Annotated in this window: 19 protein-coding genes; 5 read left to right on the forward strand and 14 right to left on the reverse strand. The window is 43.5% G+C overall.

Going from position 1 to position 22,365, the window contains the following annotated elements; all coding sequences use genetic code 11:
- Positions 1 to 552: 552 nt before the first annotated feature.
- The 13 genes from VQ048_RS10065 to VQ048_RS10125 form a co-directional block, all read right to left on the reverse strand.
- Positions 553 to 1,230: a hypothetical protein gene (locus tag VQ048_RS10065; protein WP_327611563.1), complete on the reverse strand. Its 678-nt coding sequence runs from the start codon at positions 1,228 to 1,230 to the stop codon at positions 553 to 555.
- A gap of 62 nt (positions 1,231 to 1,292) precedes the next feature.
- Complete coding sequence (rfbD, locus tag VQ048_RS10070; protein ID WP_327611564.1) at positions 1,293 to 2,165, reverse strand: dTDP-4-dehydrorhamnose reductase; 873 nt, start codon at positions 2,163 to 2,165, stop codon at positions 1,293 to 1,295.
- Positions 2,166 to 2,197: 32 nt separating this feature from the next.
- Complete coding sequence (locus tag VQ048_RS10075) at positions 2,198 to 2,677, reverse strand: acyl-CoA thioesterase (protein ID WP_327611565.1); 480 nt, start codon at positions 2,675 to 2,677, stop codon at positions 2,198 to 2,200.
- Positions 2,678 to 2,741: 64 nt separating this feature from the next.
- A complete protein-coding gene (locus VQ048_RS10080; RefSeq protein ID WP_327611566.1) occupies positions 2,742 to 3,242 on the reverse strand; it encodes an OmpH/Skp family outer membrane protein in 501 nt (166 codons plus the stop codon).
- Positions 3,243 to 3,311: 69 nt separating this feature from the next.
- Positions 3,312 to 3,842: an OmpH/Skp family outer membrane protein gene (locus VQ048_RS10085; protein WP_327611567.1), complete on the reverse strand. Its 531-nt coding sequence runs from the start codon at positions 3,840 to 3,842 to the stop codon at positions 3,312 to 3,314.
- An 11-nt stretch (positions 3,843 to 3,853) separates the two neighbouring features.
- Positions 3,854 to 6,400: a BamA/OMP85 family outer membrane protein gene (locus VQ048_RS10090; protein WP_327611568.1), complete on the reverse strand. Its 2,547-nt coding sequence runs from the start codon at positions 6,398 to 6,400 to the stop codon at positions 3,854 to 3,856.
- A 33-nt stretch (positions 6,401 to 6,433) separates the two neighbouring features.
- Entirely contained in the window at positions 6,434 to 7,177 is a 744-nt protein-coding gene (gene uppS / locus VQ048_RS10095; RefSeq protein ID WP_327611569.1) for an undecaprenyl pyrophosphate synthase, read from the reverse strand.
- 4 nt (positions 7,178 to 7,181) lie between these two features.
- Positions 7,182 to 8,075: a DUF6089 family protein gene (locus tag VQ048_RS10100; protein WP_327611570.1), complete on the reverse strand. Its 894-nt coding sequence runs from the start codon at positions 8,073 to 8,075 to the stop codon at positions 7,182 to 7,184.
- A 182-nt stretch (positions 8,076 to 8,257) separates the two neighbouring features.
- Positions 8,258 to 10,744 (reverse strand): exopolysaccharide transport family protein, encoded by a 2,487-nt coding sequence (locus tag VQ048_RS10105; RefSeq protein WP_327611571.1) that lies wholly within the window; start codon positions 10,742 to 10,744, stop codon positions 8,258 to 8,260.
- A 5-nt stretch (positions 10,745 to 10,749) separates the two neighbouring features.
- Positions 10,750 to 11,589: a polysaccharide biosynthesis/export family protein gene (locus tag VQ048_RS10110; RefSeq protein ID WP_327611572.1), complete on the reverse strand. Its 840-nt coding sequence runs from the start codon at positions 11,587 to 11,589 to the stop codon at positions 10,750 to 10,752.
- Positions 11,590 to 11,656: 67 nt separating this feature from the next.
- Positions 11,657 to 12,769, reverse strand: coding sequence for a glycosyltransferase family 4 protein (locus tag VQ048_RS10115; RefSeq protein ID WP_327611573.1), 1,113 nt, complete (start codon positions 12,767 to 12,769; stop codon positions 11,657 to 11,659).
- A 102-nt stretch (positions 12,770 to 12,871) separates the two neighbouring features.
- Complete coding sequence (locus VQ048_RS10120; RefSeq protein ID WP_327611574.1) at positions 12,872 to 13,861, reverse strand: glycosyltransferase family 2 protein; 990 nt, start codon at positions 13,859 to 13,861, stop codon at positions 12,872 to 12,874.
- A 6-nt stretch (positions 13,862 to 13,867) separates the two neighbouring features.
- The gene (locus VQ048_RS10125; RefSeq protein WP_327611575.1) at positions 13,868 to 14,953 is read right to left on the reverse strand and encodes an arginase family protein; all 1,086 of its coding nucleotides are present in this window, start codon (positions 14,951 to 14,953) and stop codon (positions 13,868 to 13,870) included.
- Positions 14,954 to 15,082: 129 nt separating this feature from the next.
- Here VQ048_RS10125 and VQ048_RS10130 point away from each other — a divergent pair, with 129 nt between their 5' ends.
- The 5 genes from VQ048_RS10130 (at position 15,083) to VQ048_RS10150 (ending at position 21,583) form a co-directional block, all read left to right on the forward strand.
- Positions 15,083 to 15,964, forward strand: coding sequence for a GLPGLI family protein (locus VQ048_RS10130; protein ID WP_327611576.1), 882 nt, complete (start codon positions 15,083 to 15,085; stop codon positions 15,962 to 15,964).
- A 169-nt stretch (positions 15,965 to 16,133) separates the two neighbouring features.
- Positions 16,134 to 16,364, forward strand: a complete 231-nt coding sequence (locus VQ048_RS10135; RefSeq protein ID WP_327611597.1) for a FeoA family protein — start codon at positions 16,134 to 16,136, stop codon at positions 16,362 to 16,364.
- Positions 16,365 to 16,395: 31 nt separating this feature from the next.
- Entirely contained in the window at positions 16,396 to 18,435 is a 2,040-nt protein-coding gene (feoB, locus tag VQ048_RS10140; RefSeq protein WP_327611577.1) for a ferrous iron transport protein B, read from the forward strand.
- Between the two features lie 315 nt (positions 18,436 to 18,750).
- Entirely contained in the window at positions 18,751 to 20,133 is a 1,383-nt protein-coding gene (gene glmM / locus VQ048_RS10145) for a phosphoglucosamine mutase (RefSeq protein ID WP_327611578.1), read from the forward strand.
- An 85-nt stretch (positions 20,134 to 20,218) separates the two neighbouring features.
- A complete protein-coding gene (locus VQ048_RS10150) occupies positions 20,219 to 21,583 on the forward strand; it encodes a tetratricopeptide repeat protein (protein ID WP_327611579.1) in 1,365 nt (454 codons plus the stop codon).
- A 40-nt stretch (positions 21,584 to 21,623) separates the two neighbouring features.
- On the opposite strand, the gene VQ048_RS10155 is transcribed toward VQ048_RS10150, so the two are convergent.
- Entirely contained in the window at positions 21,624 to 22,361 is a 738-nt protein-coding gene (locus VQ048_RS10155) for a murein L,D-transpeptidase catalytic domain family protein (protein ID WP_327611580.1), read from the reverse strand.
- Positions 22,362 to 22,365 lie beyond the last annotated feature (4 nt).

A 22,365-nucleotide genomic window follows, 5' to 3' on the forward strand; every position in this document is an offset into this window, starting at 1 on the left:
TGTCCGAACTCACTCAAAGTCTTTGACTTCGCTTTGGTCTTTTCCTTACTTGGTTGTTATATCTTATTTCAATGATCTCTTCTCTTTTCGCTTTAATCTTTAATAACTTTCGTTATTTCCGATTTGCGAGTGCAAAAGTAATACTTATTTTTGAACTGACAAAATATTTTTTGAAAAAATTTAAACTTTTTTTTCGTAAGCTTAATCTCAAAATCAATCCTATCAACCTACCCTTCTGCGCTTCCCGTGTCGATCACTCAAACACGGACTGCAAAAATAAAAAGTATTTTTAAATTGACAAAATATTTTTTTGTTTTTTTCTAAAACTCCAACTTTATCAATCCGTATCTCCTGCTCCCCTCATTTGGGACTGCAAAAATACAACTTTTTTCTTTCCTTACAATACCCTAAACCTTTTTTTTTAACCCCATAAAACCCAACTAACTGATTTACAAAAAGATTTTTTTTCAAACAACATATTTTAACCTTAGTTTTTATACTCTATAATATATCTATAAAATAATTAAAGCCAGATAGAATATAAGTATCCTGCTAATCCCACGCCTTTTCGGCATAAATCGCCCGTAAGAATCCACCATAAGAACGCTCCAGCAGAATTAAATCGCCCGATTTAATTAATAAACCGCCCGATCCGCCCGTACGATCCGACCTCAAACCGCCTCCTTGCACTTGAAAGTACCGCGAAGGCTGACCTTCCTTATACCCCAAAACAATCTTACTCCCTAAAAAACGCCCCGAAGACACCGCCGTAGTGGAAGCCGAATCAAGCCGGAACCCCAAATAAGTGCGCGGAGCCAACAAAACCTCCTTCTCGTTAATCCTAACCTTCTGCTTCTTGGAGGAAGCAAAAAGGTACACCATATTATCTTCCGTCGGAATCTCCGCGACATAATACAGCGAAAGAACGTAATGTTGGGGATTAAAATCAACCCAGCCTCCGTCAATCGCTTCATTGCGTTTTACCGAAAAGGCATTAGCCCCAATGCTTTTAGCCTTTTGATAAACCAAACCAAAAATCGCCGCATCATCCGTAGAAGCCCCCTGTACCTCAACATCCCCCAAATACTCCGCCCCCTCTCCAACCGTAGGAAGATAATGGAAAAGCCGATCGTTATTCTCATGGATTTTTACCGCTCTACTCAGCGTAACAGACTGGGAAAACCAAAAAGCCCCCCAAAAAAGTCCTACTAAAAATAGTATTTTTTTCATAACGTCAATTAATATTAAAAAATAAAAGTGCCCACTCCTAAGAATTCAGGCACTTTTTTATATTATTTCTTTTCAGACCGAAGAATTTCGATGCACTCTTCCAAACTGTGTTCCCAATGCTTTGGTTCCACCCCATAAAGTTTTTCAATTTTGTCCAAAGCCATCGTACTTCGCGCAGGACGCTTCGCCGGCGTAGGATACTGATCCGTCGTAATAGGATTCAACTTGATGGACGACCCCGACAAAGCCGCAATCTTCGAGGCAAACTCATACCAAGTCGTCTCCGAATAATTGGAAAAATGAAAAACACCATACGACTTAGACGGCGAAGCAATCACTTTCATAATCACTTCGGCCAAATCATTCGCATTGGTCGGTTGCCCGTATTGATCCGCCACAACATTGAGCTCTTCCCGCGTTTCAAAAAGCGACAACATCGTCTTCACAAAGTTTTTATTAAACTCCGAATAAAGCCACGAGGTTCTAAGAATAATCGTCTTCGGATTCAATTCCATTGCCAATTGTTCTCCCTTGAGTTTTGAGGCTCCGTAAACCCCAAGCGGATTCGTCCGATCGTCTTCACTATAAGAAATCGACGTATCCCCATCAAAAACATAGTCCGTCGATACATGAACAAGCACCGCCCCAAAACGACGACAAGCCTCCGCTAAACACCCAACCCCCTCAGCATTGACCGCATAAGCCTTATCCACCTCCGTCTCGGCCAAATCCACCGCCGTATAAGCCGAAGCATTGATGCAATAATTCGGACGACTCTGCGCAAAATAATCCTCCACCGCAGAAGCATCCGTAATATCCAACGTATCGGAATCCGTAAAGTCAAACGCATAATCGCCAAAGCGACAGTCTTCCGCCAACTTTCTAAGGCAATGCCCTAACTGACCGTTTCCTCCGACAACCAATATTTTATTCATATCCGTTAAATTTTATTGAGGTTTAGATTATTTCAGCCCTTATTCTGTTTGCGAAGAACCATCGAACGACTCTGAAAGTCCTTCTGAGGAAGATCCACCAAAAATTTTCGGTACAATGCCATCGTGTCTTCCGGATGAAGCTCCGCCTTTCTGGTTTTTACATTAAAATAAACCACCGTAATCCATAATACCGCATGCACCGTTTGACGGTCTTCGCTGGTCATCAGTATCTCTACCTTAGCCGTACGATCATTCAACTCAATGGTTTTACTTGAAATCGCTACCGTAGAATTATAGCGAACCTCGCGCAAATAAGCAATCTCATTCTGAACCGCAATCCAAGTGCATCCCGTCTTCCGCATATACTCCTCGTAGGTAAACCCGTAAAACTGCTCCACATGATCCTCCCGCGCATTGAGCATATACTCCAAATACTTAACATTATTAAGATGCCCAATCGGATCGCAATCGCTAAAACGCACCTTCGTCGTTGTCCATATTTCTTTTTCCATTCGACAAAAATAAAAAAACCGCCCCAACAGAGACGGTTTTTTTTCAGTTATTTGAAACGACTTATTAAATTCCCAATTCTTTACGAACCGCAGAAGTCGCATCCGGACCAGCCTTGTAAATCAACGCCGGATTATTGGAGTCGATGATAAAATCCCATCCGTTAGCCTTAGCCGCTTTTTCAACCGCCTCGTTAAATTTTTTCTCAATCGGAGCATAAGCCGCATCGGTCTTCTCTGCTAAATCCTTTTGAGCCGCTTGAGACATTTGGTCGATGTTCTGCTGCAATTTTTGCAACTCCGCATTACGCTGCTCGTTAACCGCCTGGGTTTGCTTCGGAGCCTCATCCGTATATTTTTTCAACAAAGCCTGGGCAGACTGCATCTGTTTTTCGATTTCCGCTCTTTTGGCATTAGACAAAGCCGTAAGCTGTTCGTCCGCTTTTTTCTTCTCCGGCATAAGGTTAAGAACCGACGCCACATCCAAAGACGCTACTTTTTGCGCTTTTGCGATACCTACAGACATCATCATCATTACGGCCGCAAACAATACACTCAGTTTTTTCATAATAAGAAAGTTAAATAATTTATTGGTTGTTTTTATTGTTTTTTATTCCCGATTCCCGGTCTGAAAAAATCACTTCTGATTCTTCAGCAGCAAATCTAACACTTTATCCGTATAATCGTATCGGTTATCCAAAAAAATTACACTGACATTATTACTCTTATCAATAACTATGCCTAGACTGTTTTTGTCCGACACCGTCTTGATGGCCTTCCATATCTGATCCTGAAAAGGCTGGGTAAGCGATGCCCTGGCTTTGACAATCTCCCCGTCTGTCCCAAACTTGGCTTCTACCAAATCCTTTACCTTTTTCTCCAAATCTTTTACTTCTTTCTCCCGTTGCTTCAATGGCTCGCCCACCAATAAAACCCGCTCGTTCTCAAAAGCCGCCTTCTTTGACTCGTATTCCCCCTGAAGCCGCTGCACCTCCTGTTCCCAAGATTTTACTTGCGAGGCAAGCCGGCTCTCCGCCTCCTTATACTGAGGCAACTTTCCCAATATATAATTGGTATCAACCACTCCGATTTTCTGAGCCGAAACCAAAGCCGTACAAAAAAGTCCCAAAAATAATCCCAAAATTCTTTTTCGCATCAGTGCATCCATAACCTTAGCTATTACAACGATTGATTCATCAAGAAGTGCGTTTTCCAACCCGACGGATCCGACGATCCCAAGGTCCGGTCAAAACCATAAGCAAAATCAAAGCCGATAAGCCCAAAAGCCGCCATAGAAACCCGAATCCCTATCCCGGCCGAACGCTTCAGCTGGAACGGATTATAACTTCCCCATGTATTCCATGCATTACCGCCCTCCACAAAGCCAAGCGCAAAAATTTTAGCCGTCTGGTTAAGCGAAATCGGATAACGCAACTCCGCCGCAAAACGATTGTAAATCGTCGCCCCACCATAAGGCGTCACGTCGTAAGGCGTTCCCGTCGTATATCCCGTAGTCGAAGCATTCTCGTACCCCCGAAGTGGAATGAGCTCCCGGCCATCAAAACGGCCATTGAACAACCCTACCCCACCAACATAGAAACGCTCAAACGGTGGCGCTCCCAAACTCTTGTTATACCCGTTCATAAAGCCCATCTCCGCCGTACTTCTAAGCACCAGTTTTCCGACCACCGTATTGTACACGTCCGCTTTGAGTTTCACCTTGTAAAACTCCATCCACTCGTATTTTTTCATCGGAGTCATCGAAGAATAATCCTTATTGCTGAAAAGCGAGTAAGGCGGCGTAAACTTCACCGAAGCCTCTATATTGGAGCCCGTTGTCGGAAAAACAGGATCAAATCCCGCCGAGTTACGGCTTAATCCTACGTTAAATGAAAAGTTCTTTGCATTTCCGTTATATTCCGTCGTATTTCCGAATTGAAAAGGGTAATTCTGGAAATTATAACTTTGAAACTGCACCCCCGTATAAAGGGAAAACCAGTTGTCCGGCCAAGAAAGTCGCATATTAAGCCCCGCATTAACCGAAAGAATATCCAACTTTTGCGAAGCCCCGTAAATATCCGTATAGTTAACTTTAGAATAATTGGTTCCTACCGAAAGCGCCGTCGGACTCTTACCAAACAACCAAGGTTCAACAAAATTAATCCCATAGTTTTGGAAGAACTGCCCAGCCTGCGCCTGAATGGAAAGCGTCTGCCCATCCCCTTGAGGCACCGGTTTAAAGTCTTTAAATTTCAGAAAATTCCTAATCGAAAAGTTATTGAACGTAAGCCCAAGCGTCCCGATAAAAGAGCGTCCGCCATACCCCGCCTGCAACTGCACCTGAGAAGAGCCTTTCTCCACCAAAGTCCAGTGGATATCCACCGTATTATCCTGAGGATTAGGCTTTACTTCCTGCCCCAGCTGTTGAGGGTCAAAATAAGGCAGCCCCGCTAAGGTAAAATAAGTCCGTTTAATTTCGCTTTTCTTGAACAAGTCGCCCGGTCTCGTGTAAAACGAACGAAGCACCACATGGTCATGCGTCGTCGTATTACCCGCCCACGTCACGCGGTTCCAAGAAGCTTTTTCGCCTTCGACAATACGGATTTCAAGGTTAATCGAATCCCCTACAACCGATTTTTCTACCGGCGTCACCTGCGAAAACAAAAATCCGTTATTAAGGTAAAGCGAACGGATATCCGTATCGTCTTCCGAACCTCCGTCTTCACCAACTTTCTTGTTAAACCCTACCGCATCGTAAATATCCCCGGTCTTATACCCAAGTAGTTTCTGTAAAACTTCCGTGCTATAAGTCGTATTACCCAAAAAAGTAATATCCCCAATATAATATTTCTTCCCTTCATTCAGCTTAACATCAATCTGATAGTGGTTTCTCTCATTACGCCAAACCGAATCCGATACAATGGAAGCATCCCGAAACCCCAAAGACTGATAGTATTTAATGAGATTAACCTTATCCGCCTCGTATTTATCTTTGATGAATTTGGACGGCTTAAGAATCCCTCCAATGCTGAAACGACGTTGTTTGGTGTCTTTAAATCCTTTTTTCCGAAGCTTACTGGAAGATACACTTTCGTTGCCTTCAAAAGTAATTTTATCGATTTTCACTTTCCGCCCCCGGTCAAGATGAATCGTCCAGTCCATCATATTCGCTTCCTTCTCATTGGGTTTATCCTGAATGCTTATTTTGGCATCGGCAAACCCCTTGTTGATGTACTCCTGAGGAATTTTAGTTTTCAAAGAGGAAACCATGTCATTGGTAATCTTCGTCCCAGGCTTCAAACCGTGATCCTTAACCAGTTTCTCTTGTTTGGATTTATTCATCCCCTTGCCCGTGAAACTAACCTCTCCCAACTCTTTCAAGTCCTCCAATCGAAAACGAAGAACAACCGTCTCCCCCTCAACACTTTCCACATAAACTTCAACCGCCGAAAAATTATCCGTATCCCAAAGTTTCTTAATCGCACTGCTGATCTTCTGACCAGGAATCTCAACTTTTTCGTTTTTGCTCAGCCCCGTAAAACGCAAAATCTGCGCCGACGAAAACCGCTTAACCCCATCGATAACAATATCCTTCAGGACATACGTCCCCGGTTGGTTTTGCACCAAAGCCGATTCCTCCTGAGAAGTCGTCTGCGGAAGAGTAACCTGACCATAAAAATAGCTGGAAGCCGCAAACATAATGACGGGTATGAATCTTAATCTCATATTCTTTTATAAGTATCTGTCGTTTCTAAAAATTTAGTTGAGTTGCTCGCTGATTTGACCATAGCGACGCTCTTTGTTCTGATAATCCACAATGCATTTGAAAAAAGTTTCCTTATCGAAATCCGGCCACAAAACATCCAAAAACTGCAACTCCGCATAAGCAATTTGCCAAAGTAAAAAATTACTAATCCGAACCTCTCCACTGGTTCTAATCACCAAGTCCACCAAAGGAAAATCCTTGGTATAAAGATGATTTTCAAACAAAGCCTCGTCGATATCGTCCTCCCCTATTTCCCCTGATTTCACTTTTCGACTAATCTGCTTCACCGCATGCAAAATCTCCTTCTGAGAACCATAACTTAGTGCCAAAACAAGATTCCCCTTGGTATTGTTACGAGTGAGTTCGACCACATTCATCAGCTGATCCCGAACCATCGAAGGCAACCGTTCCACCTCCCCAATCACATGAAGCCTTAAACCTTTGGTGAAAATCTCTTCCGCCTCTAAAAGCAAGGTTTCAGACAAAAGTGACATCAAACTACTAACCTCCTGCTCAGGACGATTCCAATTCTCGGATGAAAACGTATAGAGCGTAAGGTAAGGAATTCCGACTTCATTGCACGCATTAATCGCATTTCTAACCGCATCAATCGCATTGCGATGACCAAAAGTCCGCTCCTCCCCACGCGACTTAGCCCAACGGCCGTTACCATCCATAATGATGGCCACATGTTGGGGCAACTTATCTTTACTTATTTCGTCTTTATATGTCTTCATAAATTTAGTTGCAATAGCAAGGCGGCCGCCCGAAAGAATACGAAACCCCCAACGTCACATTATTAATCCAATCCATGGACTTTAAATTCCCGACCCGGCGCGTTTCCAAATAGGCATTCGCCCGATTTCTAGCCGTCTCCATATAAGGCTCTTGCTGTAACAAAGACTTCGTAGAGCCCGGTTGTGTAAGCTCCCGATTATAGGTAAAACGGACATCTTTATGCTCAACGGTACTGTAATCCAAATTATCCGAAAAAGTAGGCTGAAACATCATCTCTAAAGAAACCACCCAGTTGTAAGCCATCTTATACTTAAGCCCTGCCCCAAAAGGAACCGCCATCACAAACCGTTTAGTAAGCGTTTCTTCTGCCGTTGTAGTAAAAGCATAAACCCCTTGAGCATCAGGAGGCAATATCACCCCGTTGGCATCACGTTGAAAATCATTAACAAACGTAATCTGAGGCACATAATACCGCAGTCCGCCAAAACCTCCAAAAACATAAGGGCTTAACATCCCTTTTTGTTCCTCATTAATCGGAAAAAAGTTATATTCGAAAAGAACTTTCGCTTCCTCTCCCGACTTATTCCCAAAAAGTCTCCTGTTACGTCTGTAATCTTCCTGGGCATATTGATCGTCAAACTGAACATAGCTGGTTCCCAAGTCGAATCTTATGCTTTGATAAGGATTAAAATTATAACGGTAAGTCAGTCCTCCATAAAAAGGAAAACCATATTTGCTGAACTGTGTTCCAAACGGCTTCTGAAGCACATAATTCGTCCGACCGACATCCCCAACCAAATGACTCATCCCCAATCGTGCGCCAAGCTCATGGCGCTGCGCTCCAATCCAAGAAAAAACAAAGGTAAACGATAAAAGAAAAACAGATTTTAACGACATCGGCAAAAGTAATGAGGCTCGCTGAGCGAAATTGGTGCAAATATAAAACATTTTATTCTTAGTGGTATTTCGAGGATTAGTTAAATAAAATTAAAAAAACTTAAAACCCTATTAATAGCGTCAATTAAGTTTTTTTAGTCTAAACCTTATCTCCCTTAGCCTATTGAAAATAAAAAAGCAGACTAAGACCGACGGCCAAACCACTGGTTCATCCGATTACGAATCCTAATCAATAGAGGTTCTTCGTAATTTTTGTCCTCGTCAAAATAGCCGTAGCCATAACCATAGCCATAACCATAACCCTGTTTCGATTGATAATCGTTATACACCATACCCAAATTCTCCACCTCATGATTATGGTATTTCTCCGTAATCATTTTCAGCATATATTTTTCGGTATATTCATGACGCACCACGTACACACTCGCATCCGCCATTTTCATCAATTCGAAAGAGTCTGCCACTAAACCTACCGGAGGAGAATCAATAACGATATAATCATACCGCTTTCTCAGTTCTTTTATAAAATCTGCATTGCGCTCACTCATAAGAAGCTCCGAAGGATTTGGCGGTATAGGACCGGACGTGGCCACATCCAATGAAGGAATCTTCGTCCGGTTAACAATCTGTTCCATCTCGACCTCTCCCGTCAAATAATTGGAAATTCCGTATTTGTTGTTTATTTTAAAATCACCAAAAATTTTAGGTTTCCGCAAATCCATTCCCAACAAAATTGTCCGCTTGCCACTGAGTCCCAATACCGAAGCAATATTGATCGACGTATACGTCTTACCTTCTCCTCCAACGGAAGAGGTAACCAACAACACCTTGCTTGCCCCATCCTCCTTATACAAAAACCGCAAATTGGCTCGAATGCCCCGAAAAGATTCCGCGACAGAAGACTTTGGCAGCTCCAAGACGGTAAGGTTATTTTCATGCTGATTCTGTCCCACCACCCCTAAAAGAGGAATTTTAGTTGCACTGACAAGCTCTTTGATATTCCGTATCTTGGTATCCAAAACTTCACCTAAGGCAATCAAAAACAAAGGCACAAACAAAAGCCCTCCGATAATCAAGGATTGAACCCTCTTGGTATCCGGCGCAATTGGCCCCTGACCCACATTTTTAGCCGGGTCGATAATCGTAAGATCCGAACGGTTCGTCGCCACTCTCATTTGAGCCTCCGCCTGCTTGGTAAGTAGCACATCGTAAGTGCTTTCAATAATCTTATACCCGCGTTCAATGTCTAAATACCGGCGCTGTTGCTCGGGAAGATTTATTAAACCTTCTTCCAACTTCCTAATGGCCCCATCAATTTGAGCGAGCTGTTCTCTCATGCGCGCATATTGCTCTCCGATATACCCATCGGATGCTCCTCTAGCCTCATTAATCAACCGATTAATCTCCCTCATAGGCTCAGAGTTAGGCGTATAAATGGTCGCCATTTCCCTCCTTTTTTCGTAAAGAGCCTTGAGGTCCGTAACCGAAGCCCTAAACTCGCCATCCTCAATCCCTGCCGCATTCAAATTAATCACCCGATCGAAATTCGAGGCCGCCAAAGAATTTTTAGCCGCACTAAGGCTGTTGATACTGACCAAAAGCTCGGCTTTTTTCTTCTCCAATTCCTGAATGGATTTCACCGTTTCGGTATCTTTGTCTTCGATACCAAAAAGATTTTCAGACACTTTAAACTCGTTGAGCTTCCCTCCCGCAGAATCTAATTTTTTACGGATATCCACTATGTTCTGAGTCAAATAATCCGCCGTATTTCGATCCACCACATTCTGATCCTTCAGCCTTTTTTTTATGAGTTCTTCGATGGTCGTATTGAGAAATTTAACCGTGCCATTCAAATTATACCCTTGCTTGGTAATCACCATAATGGATGGCAATTCGGTATCAAAACTAACGCTCACATCCCTGATGATGCTGTTGACCGCTCCATTAACCGTATTTAGCGTAACAATGATGTTTTCAAGTTTCAAAGCCGGTTTTTCCGGATTGGGAACCAATCGGAAACGCAAATTAGGAGCCGTATACCATTGCCCCAAGGAAATGATTTTATTTTCGGGGCGCTCAAAAGGAGCCACCTGACTGAATGATTCCGTCCTGTAGCTGTAAACATGAGTGGAATGCCCCTCCTCCGGAAGAACAACCTCGTAACGATCCCCTCCCTTAGGAACAAGCGTAATCGGATAATTTACTTGTTGGGGATACGCCCGATCAATTTCAAGAAAGACCGGAGAATCAAACTTATCCAGATACGTCTGTTTAATTACCCCTTTAGTGGTATAGCTGGTAAACAAATCCAACTCTTTAACCAAATACTCGTTATGCGAGCGGGAAAGAATCATCTTTTTGAGAAAAATCCCATCGTAATTAGAACGTTGCCCCCAAATAAAATTAATGGACTGGTTAGGCGTAAAGTAACTGGCCGTATTATTGGAAATACTAAGCGAAATGGAAGAAGAATAAATCCTTTGCGCATAATACCGGCTATACACATAGCCGATAGCATACCCTAAGGTCCCCATGAAAACGAACCAGTACCAATTCCTCAGCAGCCGACGTAAAAAATGTTCAACGTCAAACAAAGAAAAACTCCCCAATTTCTCTTTAGAATTCTGCTTTTCCGGAACACCGGCACTGGTCGTTTTATTAGGTATCATTTAATTTATAATCTGGATAACAAAAGATAGATAGACATCGCCGTCGTCAAAAGAGACACCCCCGTAGTCACCGTTTGCAAAGGATCTCTTCCAAACCCATGGAAGCTTTTAGGACGGGTATTAAGGTAAATAATATCGCCGTTCTGCAACCAATAATAAGGCGAATTCATGACATCCTCTCTGGTCAAATCCAACCTAACGGTTTTTATGCCCTCAGGATACCGCCGTTGAAGCATAACGTTCTTACGGTCAACGGTTCGGTTCAGTCCCCCGTTTTGGGCAATAGCCTCCATAATATTCAGGGTCTGAGTATAAGATTTTTTAGCTCCGGTAAGTTGGGTCGTTTCAATATCCCCCAAAATATAATAGTTTATCCCATCCAAATTAAGCCGAACTTCCGATTTTCCTTCCAAAAAATTTTCGTTGACGCTGGTTTGAATTTCCTTTTGAATATCCTCTATTGTACGGCCTTCCGCCTTGATATAACCAATACCAAAGACATAAATATCCCCATGGGCATCCACTTTTATACCATCAAAATAAAACCGAGCATTACCATAAGCCATACTGCCGGCTCCACCGCCGCCAATAACACCGCCGCCACCTACAGCACCCGCCGCACCCGAACTTTGTCCGCCTTCGCCGGAAGCATTGAGATTGGAATAAAATTGAGCCGCATCCCCCTTGGGGGTAGTAACAATATTTAAGCTGAAAATATCGTTTTTCGTTACTCTATAATCCTGATTTCCATACGGAACCAACCCTTCCTCATTGATAACCAAACTCTCACTGGGCTGCATGTAACGAACCTCACTGGTCGAGATGCAACTCGACAAAGAAAGCATAAGAAAAAGTAAAAAAAATGGATAAGCTTTTTTCATCATTAACAAAACTCCGCAAAAATAGTGTTTTTTATTTATTATTTCTCATCCTTAAAATCAGATCCGGAAGATACGCCCCCGCAAACCCCAAAGCCAACACCAAAGCCAACAAAAGATTTGGATTAAGATGACGGCAAAGGTAAGCAATCCCGACTATGCCCACATAATAAGCAACAATGCTAAACGTCGCTCCCCTGTGAGAAAGCCCCAAACGCAAAACCTTATGATGAATATGATTTTGATCCGCTTCAAAAGGCGATTGTTTCTTCAACAGTCGGATGATAATCACATTCATCGTATCCACAATAGGCAAAACCAGAATGGCCACAGCCACTACCGGTGCACTACGAAGATGATAATGAGGCCCCAACGGCCCTTTATCGATAAAAATATCCATAAAACAAACCGCCGTAAACGCAAGCAGGAACCCCAAAATCATAGACCCCGTATCCCCCATAAAAATCTTCATGGAACGGATGGGAGAAAGATTATAATAAAGAAAAGCCAAAACACTCCCAATGACCAGCGCCGATAAAATCACCAAAGGATAGTTGTAACTCCCAAGGCGAAAATAACTGATTCCGAAAAAAAGGCCCGCCAAAACCGAATAAGTCCCCGCAAGCCCGTCGATACCGTCAATCAGGTTAAACGCATTAATTAAAATCACAAACGTGACCACCGAAAACAAAACACTGAAGTAATAATTCATTTCATAAATCCCCAACACACCAAACAAACTCCGTATCCTGACATCCGACCCAATAACGATAAGCAGAGAAACCAAGATCTGGGCTAAAAGTTTTTTGTAAGCCCGCATCACCATAATATCATCCATTACACCGACGTAAAACAAAATAATGAGCGAAGCAAACAAAAACTTATACGCATCAAAGAGTTCGTAGGCATAAACCGGCGCGCACACCCCAAGAGAAAAGAAAATCGCAATCCCTCCCAAATTGGGAATTTTACGATGATGGGAGCTCCTTATTCCCGGTTCGTCCATCAGGTTTTTGCGTTTCGATATTTTGATAATGAGAGGAATCGAGTAATAAGTCAAAAAAAACGACAAGCCAAATCCCAAGACCAGTTTGTAATAAAACAACGAGATCCCCGTCTTCAAGATGATACCGTCTATAAAATTCATTCTGAACTTATTAAATTAAAACAGCTTTAATGTTTGAAAAAAGACAGTCCTCTTACCGTTTTTACACCAAACGTTCCCTTCCGAAAGTTTTTTCGCACGGAATCAAATCAGTTTCCGAGCCCATTTCAACAGCCCGAAAAGATGAAGCAGGTAGTAAATCTTTTTTCTAATAGGCAAAGATAAGATATAATTTTGATCAAACCTTTTATAACGCAGAATTTCGCTCACCGAAATACGCCGTTCTTTTAAAAACCCCTTTAGCGCAGCATCCATTTCGTTGAACATTTGTTCCTCTTTAACAAAGGCCAAATAAGCCGAAAAAGAATAATACCCCTCTAAAATCTGAAACCCCTTCAAGGCTTCCTTTTCTCCGGCATAGGGCGAAGCAGCGAATGTTTTTTCGACATCAGCCACCGCCCGCAAAATGTCCAACCCTCTTCTGTTATGGGTCTTGGTAATGGAATCCGAACGCTCCAAATATTGGTAATGGTACGCCTGAGTCTGCGCCACCACCTCGCTCTGAAGAAAAAGTTGAGGAATGAGCTGAATGTCCTCGAAATGCATCCCCTTTCTAAATCTTTTGCCTTCAAAAAGCGAACGTTTAAACAATTTATTGCAGGCAAAATAACTCAAATCCGCCAAAACCGAAGGGTGTTCTTTCAGTAGAATTTTCTCAGGCAAGTGAGGAACCTGAGTCAATTTTTGTGCTACCTCTCCCCGTTCGTTCACTTTTTGAAGGTTACACCACACGACATCCGCCCGGTGTTTCTGAGCCAAAGCGTACATTTCTTCAAACATCGTCTCCGTCACGTAATCATCGCTATCCACAAAACCGATCCATTCGCCCTCGGCACGATCCAAACCGTAGTTCCGGGCATCGCTTAACCCTCCATTTTCCTTATCAAAAATCCTTATTTTATCGGGATAACGGTTCGCATAATGTTGCATCAACGCCCGAGAACCATCCGTGCTCCCGTCATTAACCACGAGAATTTCCACATCGTCCAACGTCTGCGCCACCAAACTATCCAAACATTTCGCCAGATAACGCTCTACATTGTAAACCGGAACAATCACCGAAACTTTTTTCATAAAACTCTACTCTTCTAAAAACTTTAAAAGACGCCGCCCCAAAATACCCCGCTTGGCGTTTTGGTAATCCTCGTAAGAGCACGCAAGCCAGTCGTCAGGACACTCCCTTTCTCCGAAATACCAAAGATTAGTGAAAATTTCTCTTCTGAACGCGTAAGAATCCTCTCCTATCATAACCCAAAACGTCTCGTATTCTTTTTCTTTCGGATGACTTCTGCGAATATTAATCCCTTCCACCAAATACCAAAGCATCTGAGCCAACAACTGGCGATTCAAAACCTCTTCGGTTTCAAAATTAAAATTAAAAATCCCCACGGATTTCAGCCTTTCGCTCATCCCCACCTCCTTCATGTAAGCGCATATTTCCCTACGGTTCAAACCGTTAACCTGAGGCTCCAACGAAAACGGAGACGAAAAACTCTCCACGGCATTGCAATCCACCGTCACCAAATCGGCCTGCCGGAAATAAGGTTCCGTTTTTTCCGTTGAATGCATCATGTCGGCCAAACGAACCACATCGAAAGCCACCTGCTTCACCAAATTCAGGCTTTCTTCATCGTTAAGATGCTTCTGACAGCCCAACAAATGAAAGTTTTTAATGGAAAAATCCTTCGAACAGAAAAGCCTATAGAGGTAGTTTTTTTCATTAAGGGGAAACGTTTCTTCCTGTTCCAAAAAAAAGCGTCCGGCAAGGTTTGTATACGTCAGATCCTTTACGTCCTGATTAAGCGCCGAAAATAAAGAATACCCAAAATCGCTTCCGCCCCCAATCACCACCGGGATAGCGCCCCTCTGGTGGCAAGCCAAAAGAACCTCCTGCAATACGTAATGCGTATCCTCCAGCGTTTTCCCGGAAATCAAATCGCCAAGATCCCCCATAGGCACCTCAAAATCGGCCTTGGACAGCTCATAAAAAAGTCTACGCACCGCCGCCATAGGTTTAATCTCCGCCGTACCGCCTGCCCCCCGTTGATCGGACAACCAAATCAAGACAATACCGCCTTCCGGAATCCCACCTCTCACCATCTGGCCTAACTGCCAATGCTCATACCGCTTGCGCTGCGGAGGAACCATAAAATCTTCGAAATTCATAGTTTGTTTTTCGGCACAAACTTAACCAAAAACCCCACAAGAAAAAAATAACGATTTACCATCTTTTTTAAAAACGATCTGTAACAAATCGCCTTTTACAACAACTTATTCGGTAAAATTGTTATTATCATGAAACTATTTTGGTCTTTCATCTGCCTGATGGCGTTCACTTTGGGACAGGCTCAATCCACCGCCAACCGTTTTTTTTACGAGTTAAAATACAAACCTTCGACACAATCGGACTCTATCCGTCAAGCTATGACCATTTTGGACATTCTTCCCGAAAAATCCATCTATCGGGATGAACTGATGATTTCCCAAGACTCCCTGCTGAAAGCCGAGGTGGAAAAAATGATGAAAACAGGCGCTTTTAAAGATTTATCCAAGTCCATAAAAAAGCCCAACTTCAGCTATAAAGTGATTAAAACCTATCCTTCCATGGAAATTAGGTACACCGACCACATCCTTCAGGATAAAGTTTCCTACGACGAAAAACTCCTTTTCGACTGGAAAATCTTTCCCGAAAAGAAAAAAATAGGCGAATACAACGCCCAAAAAGCCACTTCTTCCTTCGCAGGACGAAACTATACGGCTTGGTTCTCCAACGAATTGCCTTTTCAGGACGGCCCTTACAAGTTTTTCGGCCTTCCCGGACTAATCGTTCAGTTGGAAGACGAAACGGGAGATTACCAATGGACGCTAAAGGGCAATAAAAAAGTAGATAACCACGAAGAAGAATCCTACTCCGAAAAACTGATGAAACAATTCGGGCAAAGCCGTAACGAAATCAAAGTTTCAAAGGAAAAATTTGAACAAATGTACGAGGCTTACAAAAAAGACCCTTTCGGAAGCATCCGTCACCAAATTTCGCAAATTCCCGCTGAGGCCAAAATGCCGGACGGCACTTCCATCTCAAAAATGATGAAAGAACAAGAAGAACAAATGAAAAAGCACCTCAACGAAAACGACAATACCATTGAAATCCGAAAAACGGATAAAAACAAAAAATAAATCCATACCAACTAAAATAATTGTTAACAGCCGCCGGGCGACCAAGGTCGCCCGGCGGCTTATTTCCAACTCGTTTTAAATCGGGATTTTTTAATTTAGATTAATTTTAAATAACGTATCTTTGTCCTCTCAAAAAATCAATCTTTTGAAGCGAAACTATTCCAAAACCATGTGCTGCTTTCCTCTCAACCAAAAAGGGAGGATCTTGGACTATGACAACGAAGACCTGAAAATGCCCAATAAAATCATCGAAATGGGGCTGCTTCCTGATACCGTTTTCAAGATTTTGTATCAAGCGCCTTTCGGAGGCCCATTATACATCGAATACAGCACCGAAAAAACCCGTATTGCCCTAAGGCAAGAGGAAGCCCGCTTCATCCTCGTTGAGCCGGCTCCGTAAACGAATCCAAACAAAAAAGGCGTAAAGGACCATGCAAAAGACCAATTACGACAAAAAAATACTACTCGTTGGAAACCCCAATGTAGGGAAATCAACCCTTTTTAATGCCCTATGCAACCGGAAACAAAAAACCGGAAACTACGCCGGCGTTACCGTAGCCAGCCATTCTGGCGACTACATCTATAACGGAAAATCCGTGGAAATCATCGACCTCCCGGGATCGTACAGCATCTACCCCGCCTCCGAAGACGAAGCCATTTTCGCCAAATACCTGATTGGAGAAAGCCACACTTATCAAGGCATTCTTTATGTTTTGGATGCGCTGAATCTCAAGAGGGGATTGCTTCTTTTTCAACAAATACAGGATTTGGGACTTCCCGTTCTATTAATCGTCAACCAGATTGACGAAGCTCACGAGCGCGGGTTGTCCATAGACTACGCCAAACTTTCCGAACAACTGGGAGCCAAGGTGATTGCAACCAATGCCAAAGCCAAAATCGGCATCGAAGAATTGCGTAAAGCCATCGATGAAGACGCCTTCCTAAAAAACGAAAGCCTTTCTTTTGCCATTCCGACCGAACAGAAAGAAACCATCGAGCGTTTGGCTTCTCAAACCAAAGAAAACAACCCTTACAAAATTTGGACTTTACTGGCCTCCGATCATTACGCCGGAGGAAAAATCCAAAGCATTAAAGACCTCATTGGCGATCACGGCAGTAAATGCATCGTTCCTAAACGCTTGCAAACGCAAGAAACCATTCGCCGCTATCAACACCTTGAGGCTCTTACATCTCAAATCATCCAACGAAAGCCACAATTCAAGGCTTTACTTACCGAAAGATTGGATAAACTATTGGTGCACAAAGTTTGGGGGTACTTTATTTTTTTGGCCGTATTGCTGTTAATTTTCCAAATGGTGTTCTTCATGGCCGAATACCCCATGAATTGGATTGACTCCGCCTTCGCTTGGCTGGCCGAGACCGCCCAAACCCGCCTCCCCGAAGGCCCCCTTAACAGTCTTATTTCCGAAGGCATCATTCCCGGACTCGGAGGTATTGTCATCTTCGCTCCTCAGATAGGTCTACTTCTCTATTTCCTTTACCTTTTGGAAGACTCCGGCTACATGGCACGGGTGATTTTCTTGACGGATCGTTTTCTCAAACCGTTCGGACTCAACGGAAAAAGCATTGTCCCTTTGGTTTCTGGCATTGCCTGCGCCATCCCCGCCATCATGTCCACCAGGACCATCGAAAACGTTAAAGAAAGACTTATTACCATCCTGGTCACCCCTTTTATCACTTGTGCCGCAAGACTCCCCGTCTATACCATTATCATTGCCTTGGTTATTCCCGACAATAAGTTTCTCGGGATCGATTACAGAGCTTTGGCGCTTTTAGGCATGTATCTTCTGGGATTTGCGGCCGCACTTGGTTCGGCTCTTATCCTTAAAAGAACCATCAAAAAAGAAAACAAAAGTTACCTCATCATGGATTTGCCGCCTTACAAGACCCCGCTTTTCGGCTATGACTTAAGACTTGTGTTGGGAAAAGTGGCGGACTTCATCCTCGGAGCAGGAAAAATCATTTTAGCCGTGAGCATCATCTTGTGGGCTTTAAGCTATACCGGCCCCAAACAAAACGAAGACGAAATCATTGCCACGAACGTCCATCTGAACGACTCCTACCTTGCTCAGCTAGGTAAGGGCATAGAACCCGTCGTTGCACCTTTGGGATACGACTGGAAAATGGGGGTTTCTATTATTTCCAGTTTTGCAGCCCGAGAGGTTTTCGTCGCTACAATGGCCACACTTTACAGTCTAGACGACGACTCCGAAGAAGGACGGATTATCGATAAAATGAAAAACGACAAAAGGCCTGACGGAACTCCGGTTTTTTCGCTAGCTACAGGCATTTCCGTTTTGATTTACTATGCTTTTGCCATGCAATGCATTGCCACTATTGCGGTAGTATATCGGGAAACCAAAAGCCGAAAATGGACTCTGATTCAACTGGTTGGAATGTCGACATTGGCTTATCTCGCTGCCTTTTTGGTGTATCAATTCTTAAAATAAAAATCGCCTTATGCTTTTTCAATCCATCGTTGTTTTCGGTCTTGTGATTTTCGCCTGCTTTATCCTTTTCACTAAGTTCCGTCGGAGTTTTTCCTCAAAAAAAGACTCTAAAAACGGAAATTGCGGAAACAACTGCGGGTGCTCCTAATCTTCGCTTACCGTTAAGACCTTGGCGGTACAATACCGCGTCTGTCTCCTTTTAAACGATGCCCGAAACCCAAAGAAAGGTTTCCCCTAAGGCGGCTTCATTTTTCTATTCTTCACATCTTGTTTTTGCTTAAATTTGCATACGTTATTCAATAAAAAATAAAACTTATGTCACTTATAAAATCAATCTCGGGAATACGTGGTACCATTGGCGGCAAAGTTGGTAATAATCTCACGCCTGTCGATGTGGTCAAATTCACTGCCGCCTTCGGCTCTTGGTTGCAAAAAAACAAGAATCGAAAAGACCTCACATTGGTCATTGGAAGAGACGCCCGTATTTCCGGAGCCATGGTCAATGCACTGGTTACCGCCACGCTTCAAGGGCTGGGAATTCACGTGGTGGATTTAGGCCTTTCCACAACGCCAACCGTGGAGGTAATGGTTCCCGAATTGAAAGCCGACGGAGGCCTCATCCTGACCGCTTCCCACAACCCCAAACAATGGAACGCCCTGAAGTTGCTCAACGAAAAAGGAGAGTTCATTAATGCGGAAAATGGGGCTGAAGTGCTCAAAATAGCCGAAACCGAAGATTTTGAGTTCGCCATGATTGACGATTTGGGCTCGTACACCCAAAGAAACGATGCTTTTGACATCCATATCAAAAAGATTTTGGATTTGCCGATGGTGGATGCCGAAGCGGTCAGAGCAAAGAAATTCAAAGTTGTTCTCGATGCCGTGAACTCTACGGGAGGATTGGCCATTCCGCCCATGCTCGAAGCTTTGGGCTGTGAGGTCGTTAAGCTCTATTGCGAACCTAACGGCCATTTCCCCCACAATCCCGAACCGCTAAAGGAGCACCTTACCGATATTTGCGAGCTGGTGAAAAAGGAAAAAGCCGATTTCGGTATCGTTGTTGATCCCGATGTCGACCGTTTGGCGCTCATCGACGAAAAGGGCGAAATGTTCGGAGAAGAATACACCTTAGTCGCTGTAGCCGACTACCTTCTAAAGCATAAAAAAGGAGCAGCGATATCTAATCTTTCGTCCAGTAGAGCCCTGAGAGATGTGGCTCAAAAACACAACGCCGAATACTTTGCCAGTGCGGTAGGCGAAGTGAACGTAGTAACTTTGATGAAAGAAAAACAAGCCGTAATCGGTGGTGAAGGTAACGGAGGCATCATCTACCCCGACCTCCATTACGGAAGAGACTCTCTGGTAGGTATTGCTTTGTTTTTGACTCATTTGGCCAAAGAAGGACAAACCGTTTCCGAGCTTCGAGCAAGCTATCCGGCCTATTTCATGGGCAAGAAGAAAATAGAGTTGACACCGGAAATTAATGTCGACGGCCTTTTAACCCAAATGGAAAAAGCGTATCCAAACGACGAAGTCTCTACCATAGACGGTGTAAAAATAGATTTTCCGGACAATTGGGTGCACCTCAGAAAATCCAATACCGAGCCCATCATCCGAATTTATACCGAAGCTCGCACGCAAGAAGAAGCCGACCGCCTGGGAGACGAAATAATTGCCAAAATCAAAAGCTTGATTTAAGCAAAATCGAAAAATGTAAAACTTAATTTGTTTTTCCGAGGCTTGCAAGTTACTTCCTGCATCGGAGAAACACCCCAAAACACAATTGGACGACTTTTTTGAAAACGAACTGGCTCAAAGGTTCGAAGAAATGATAGAAAACAATGACGAATACTACTTCGACTCCGAGGAGATCGAAGACATCGTCATTTATTACTTGGAACTCGGTGACATTTCCTACGCGGAAATAGCCGTTAATTTCGGACTAAAACTCCACCCCGAGTCCACCGAAATTAAAATAAAAAAACTGGAAGTCCTATTGGAACTCGAAGACTACCAACAGGCCCGCCTCATTATCGACAGCCTAAAGGACTCTTCCCTTGAAAATACCGACTTCCTGGTCTGTTGCGCCAAATACTATTCCAACCTCGGCAATCCCCGAAAATCTATCGAGTATTGCCAACTGGCCCTGCCTTTGGGTGAAGAAGAAAACTTCCTTCACAACTTCATCGCAGACGAATATGTTAATCTTGGAGATCCGTTCAATGCTTTGAAGCATTACCAAATGGCTCTAAAGAGCGATCCTTTTGACGACTACGCGTTAGAAAACTGCATGATTTGTTTCAACGAGCTGAAAAAAGCCGACGAAGCCATCGCCTTTCTCAACCGCTATTTGGACGACTATCCTTTTTCGGAAGTCGCCTGGTTCGAATACGGCCAGTTTTTCTTCAACCGAAAAAATTACGAGGAGGCCATTCGGGGATTCGATTATCTACTAGCCATAAATTCTTACTCCATAGGGGTTTACGCCAACAAAGCCGCCTGCTACGAAGCCTTAAAACAATGGGAAAAAGCCATTGAAGTCTACGAAGAAATGCTGGCTCTGGAAACCACAAAGGCCTTCACCTACTACAAAATAGGCCTTTGCTACAAAGAACTAAAATTAACCGTCCCAGCCCTTTCCGCCTTCCAAAAATCCTTGGTGGAAGACCCGCAGTTTTACCTCTCGATGATGGAACAAAGCTACCTTTACGAAGAAATGGGACAAATGTCCGAAGCCTTGCATTTCGCAAAGGAAGCAACCAACCTTAACGAAGAAAATTTGGAATATCAAAAACGTTTAGCCTTTCTCTACATTGATGCCGAACGTTTTGAGGAAAGCCTGGAATGCCTTTCGTATTTGGTAAAAGAAGAACCTTCCCGTTTTTACAACTGGTACGCCTGTACCGAAGTTCTTATCCTACTCGGCGAATACCGCCAAGCCGTGGAACGCCTCGGCCAAGCCCTGCAACATCATCAGAGAGCCGAATTGTATTACCAACTCAGCACGTGCCATTTCCATTTGAACGAAAAAGAAAAAGCCGCCGCCGCCTTGGACCGCGCCATTGCATTGGATGATTCCATCGCTTCGGAAATGGAACTAAAATACCCCAACATCAAAAAAGAAATCCGAAAAAGAAAAACCCCATAAAAAAACTCGGAAAACCAATGGTTTTCCGAGTTTTTCCATTCTATCCTTTCAGCCAAACTGAATTTTCCAAATACTGCCGGTCGGGATAATAGATAAACAAAACACTTTTTCCCTTAATAGCGTCGATCATCGGCTCAGCCAACGCCCGAGGTACGGCAGGACAGCCCCAACTCCGCCCGATGCGCCGATGTTTGACCGCAAAATCTTCGCTCACATAGTCGGCTCCATGCAAAACAATCGCACGCTGCATCGCACGGTCGTTATACCCCTCATCTTTTCCCGATAACCGGAGTGAATAACCGTTTTCTCCAAAATAAGGCTGCTCTGTCACATAAAAACCAATACTGCTTTGGTAAGAATTTTCCTTATTAGAGAAATTAACAGCGTATTCTTCACCCGTATTTTTCCCATGCGCCACCAACGAATTAAAAACCACCTCTCCCGTTACGGTATTGATAACCCACAAACGTTTCCGATTGGATGAAAGCGAAAAATCGCAAACCGTCAAGAGTTTAGCTTCCGAATCGATTTCTCCCGCTTCTTTCAAATTTTTAAACCCCTGGAAGGCTTTGGCAAAAACCTCTTCCGACAACCGCTCTTTCCCATCAAAATTCAATTGGTCATAAAAATCGCTTTCCGAAATGGCTCGCTCGGTTTTTTCCACCACCGAATCTCGATCCACACCATGAGCCCGATCTAAAACCGCACTTTCTTTCGAGAGGGAAGAAAAAGCCGACGCAAAAACCACCATCCCCAAAATCATTATGATTTTCTTCATTCAG

Source organism: Bergeyella anatis (genome assembly GCF_036016955.1).
Taxonomy (GTDB): domain Bacteria; phylum Bacteroidota; class Bacteroidia; order Flavobacteriales; family Weeksellaceae; genus JAYWXI01.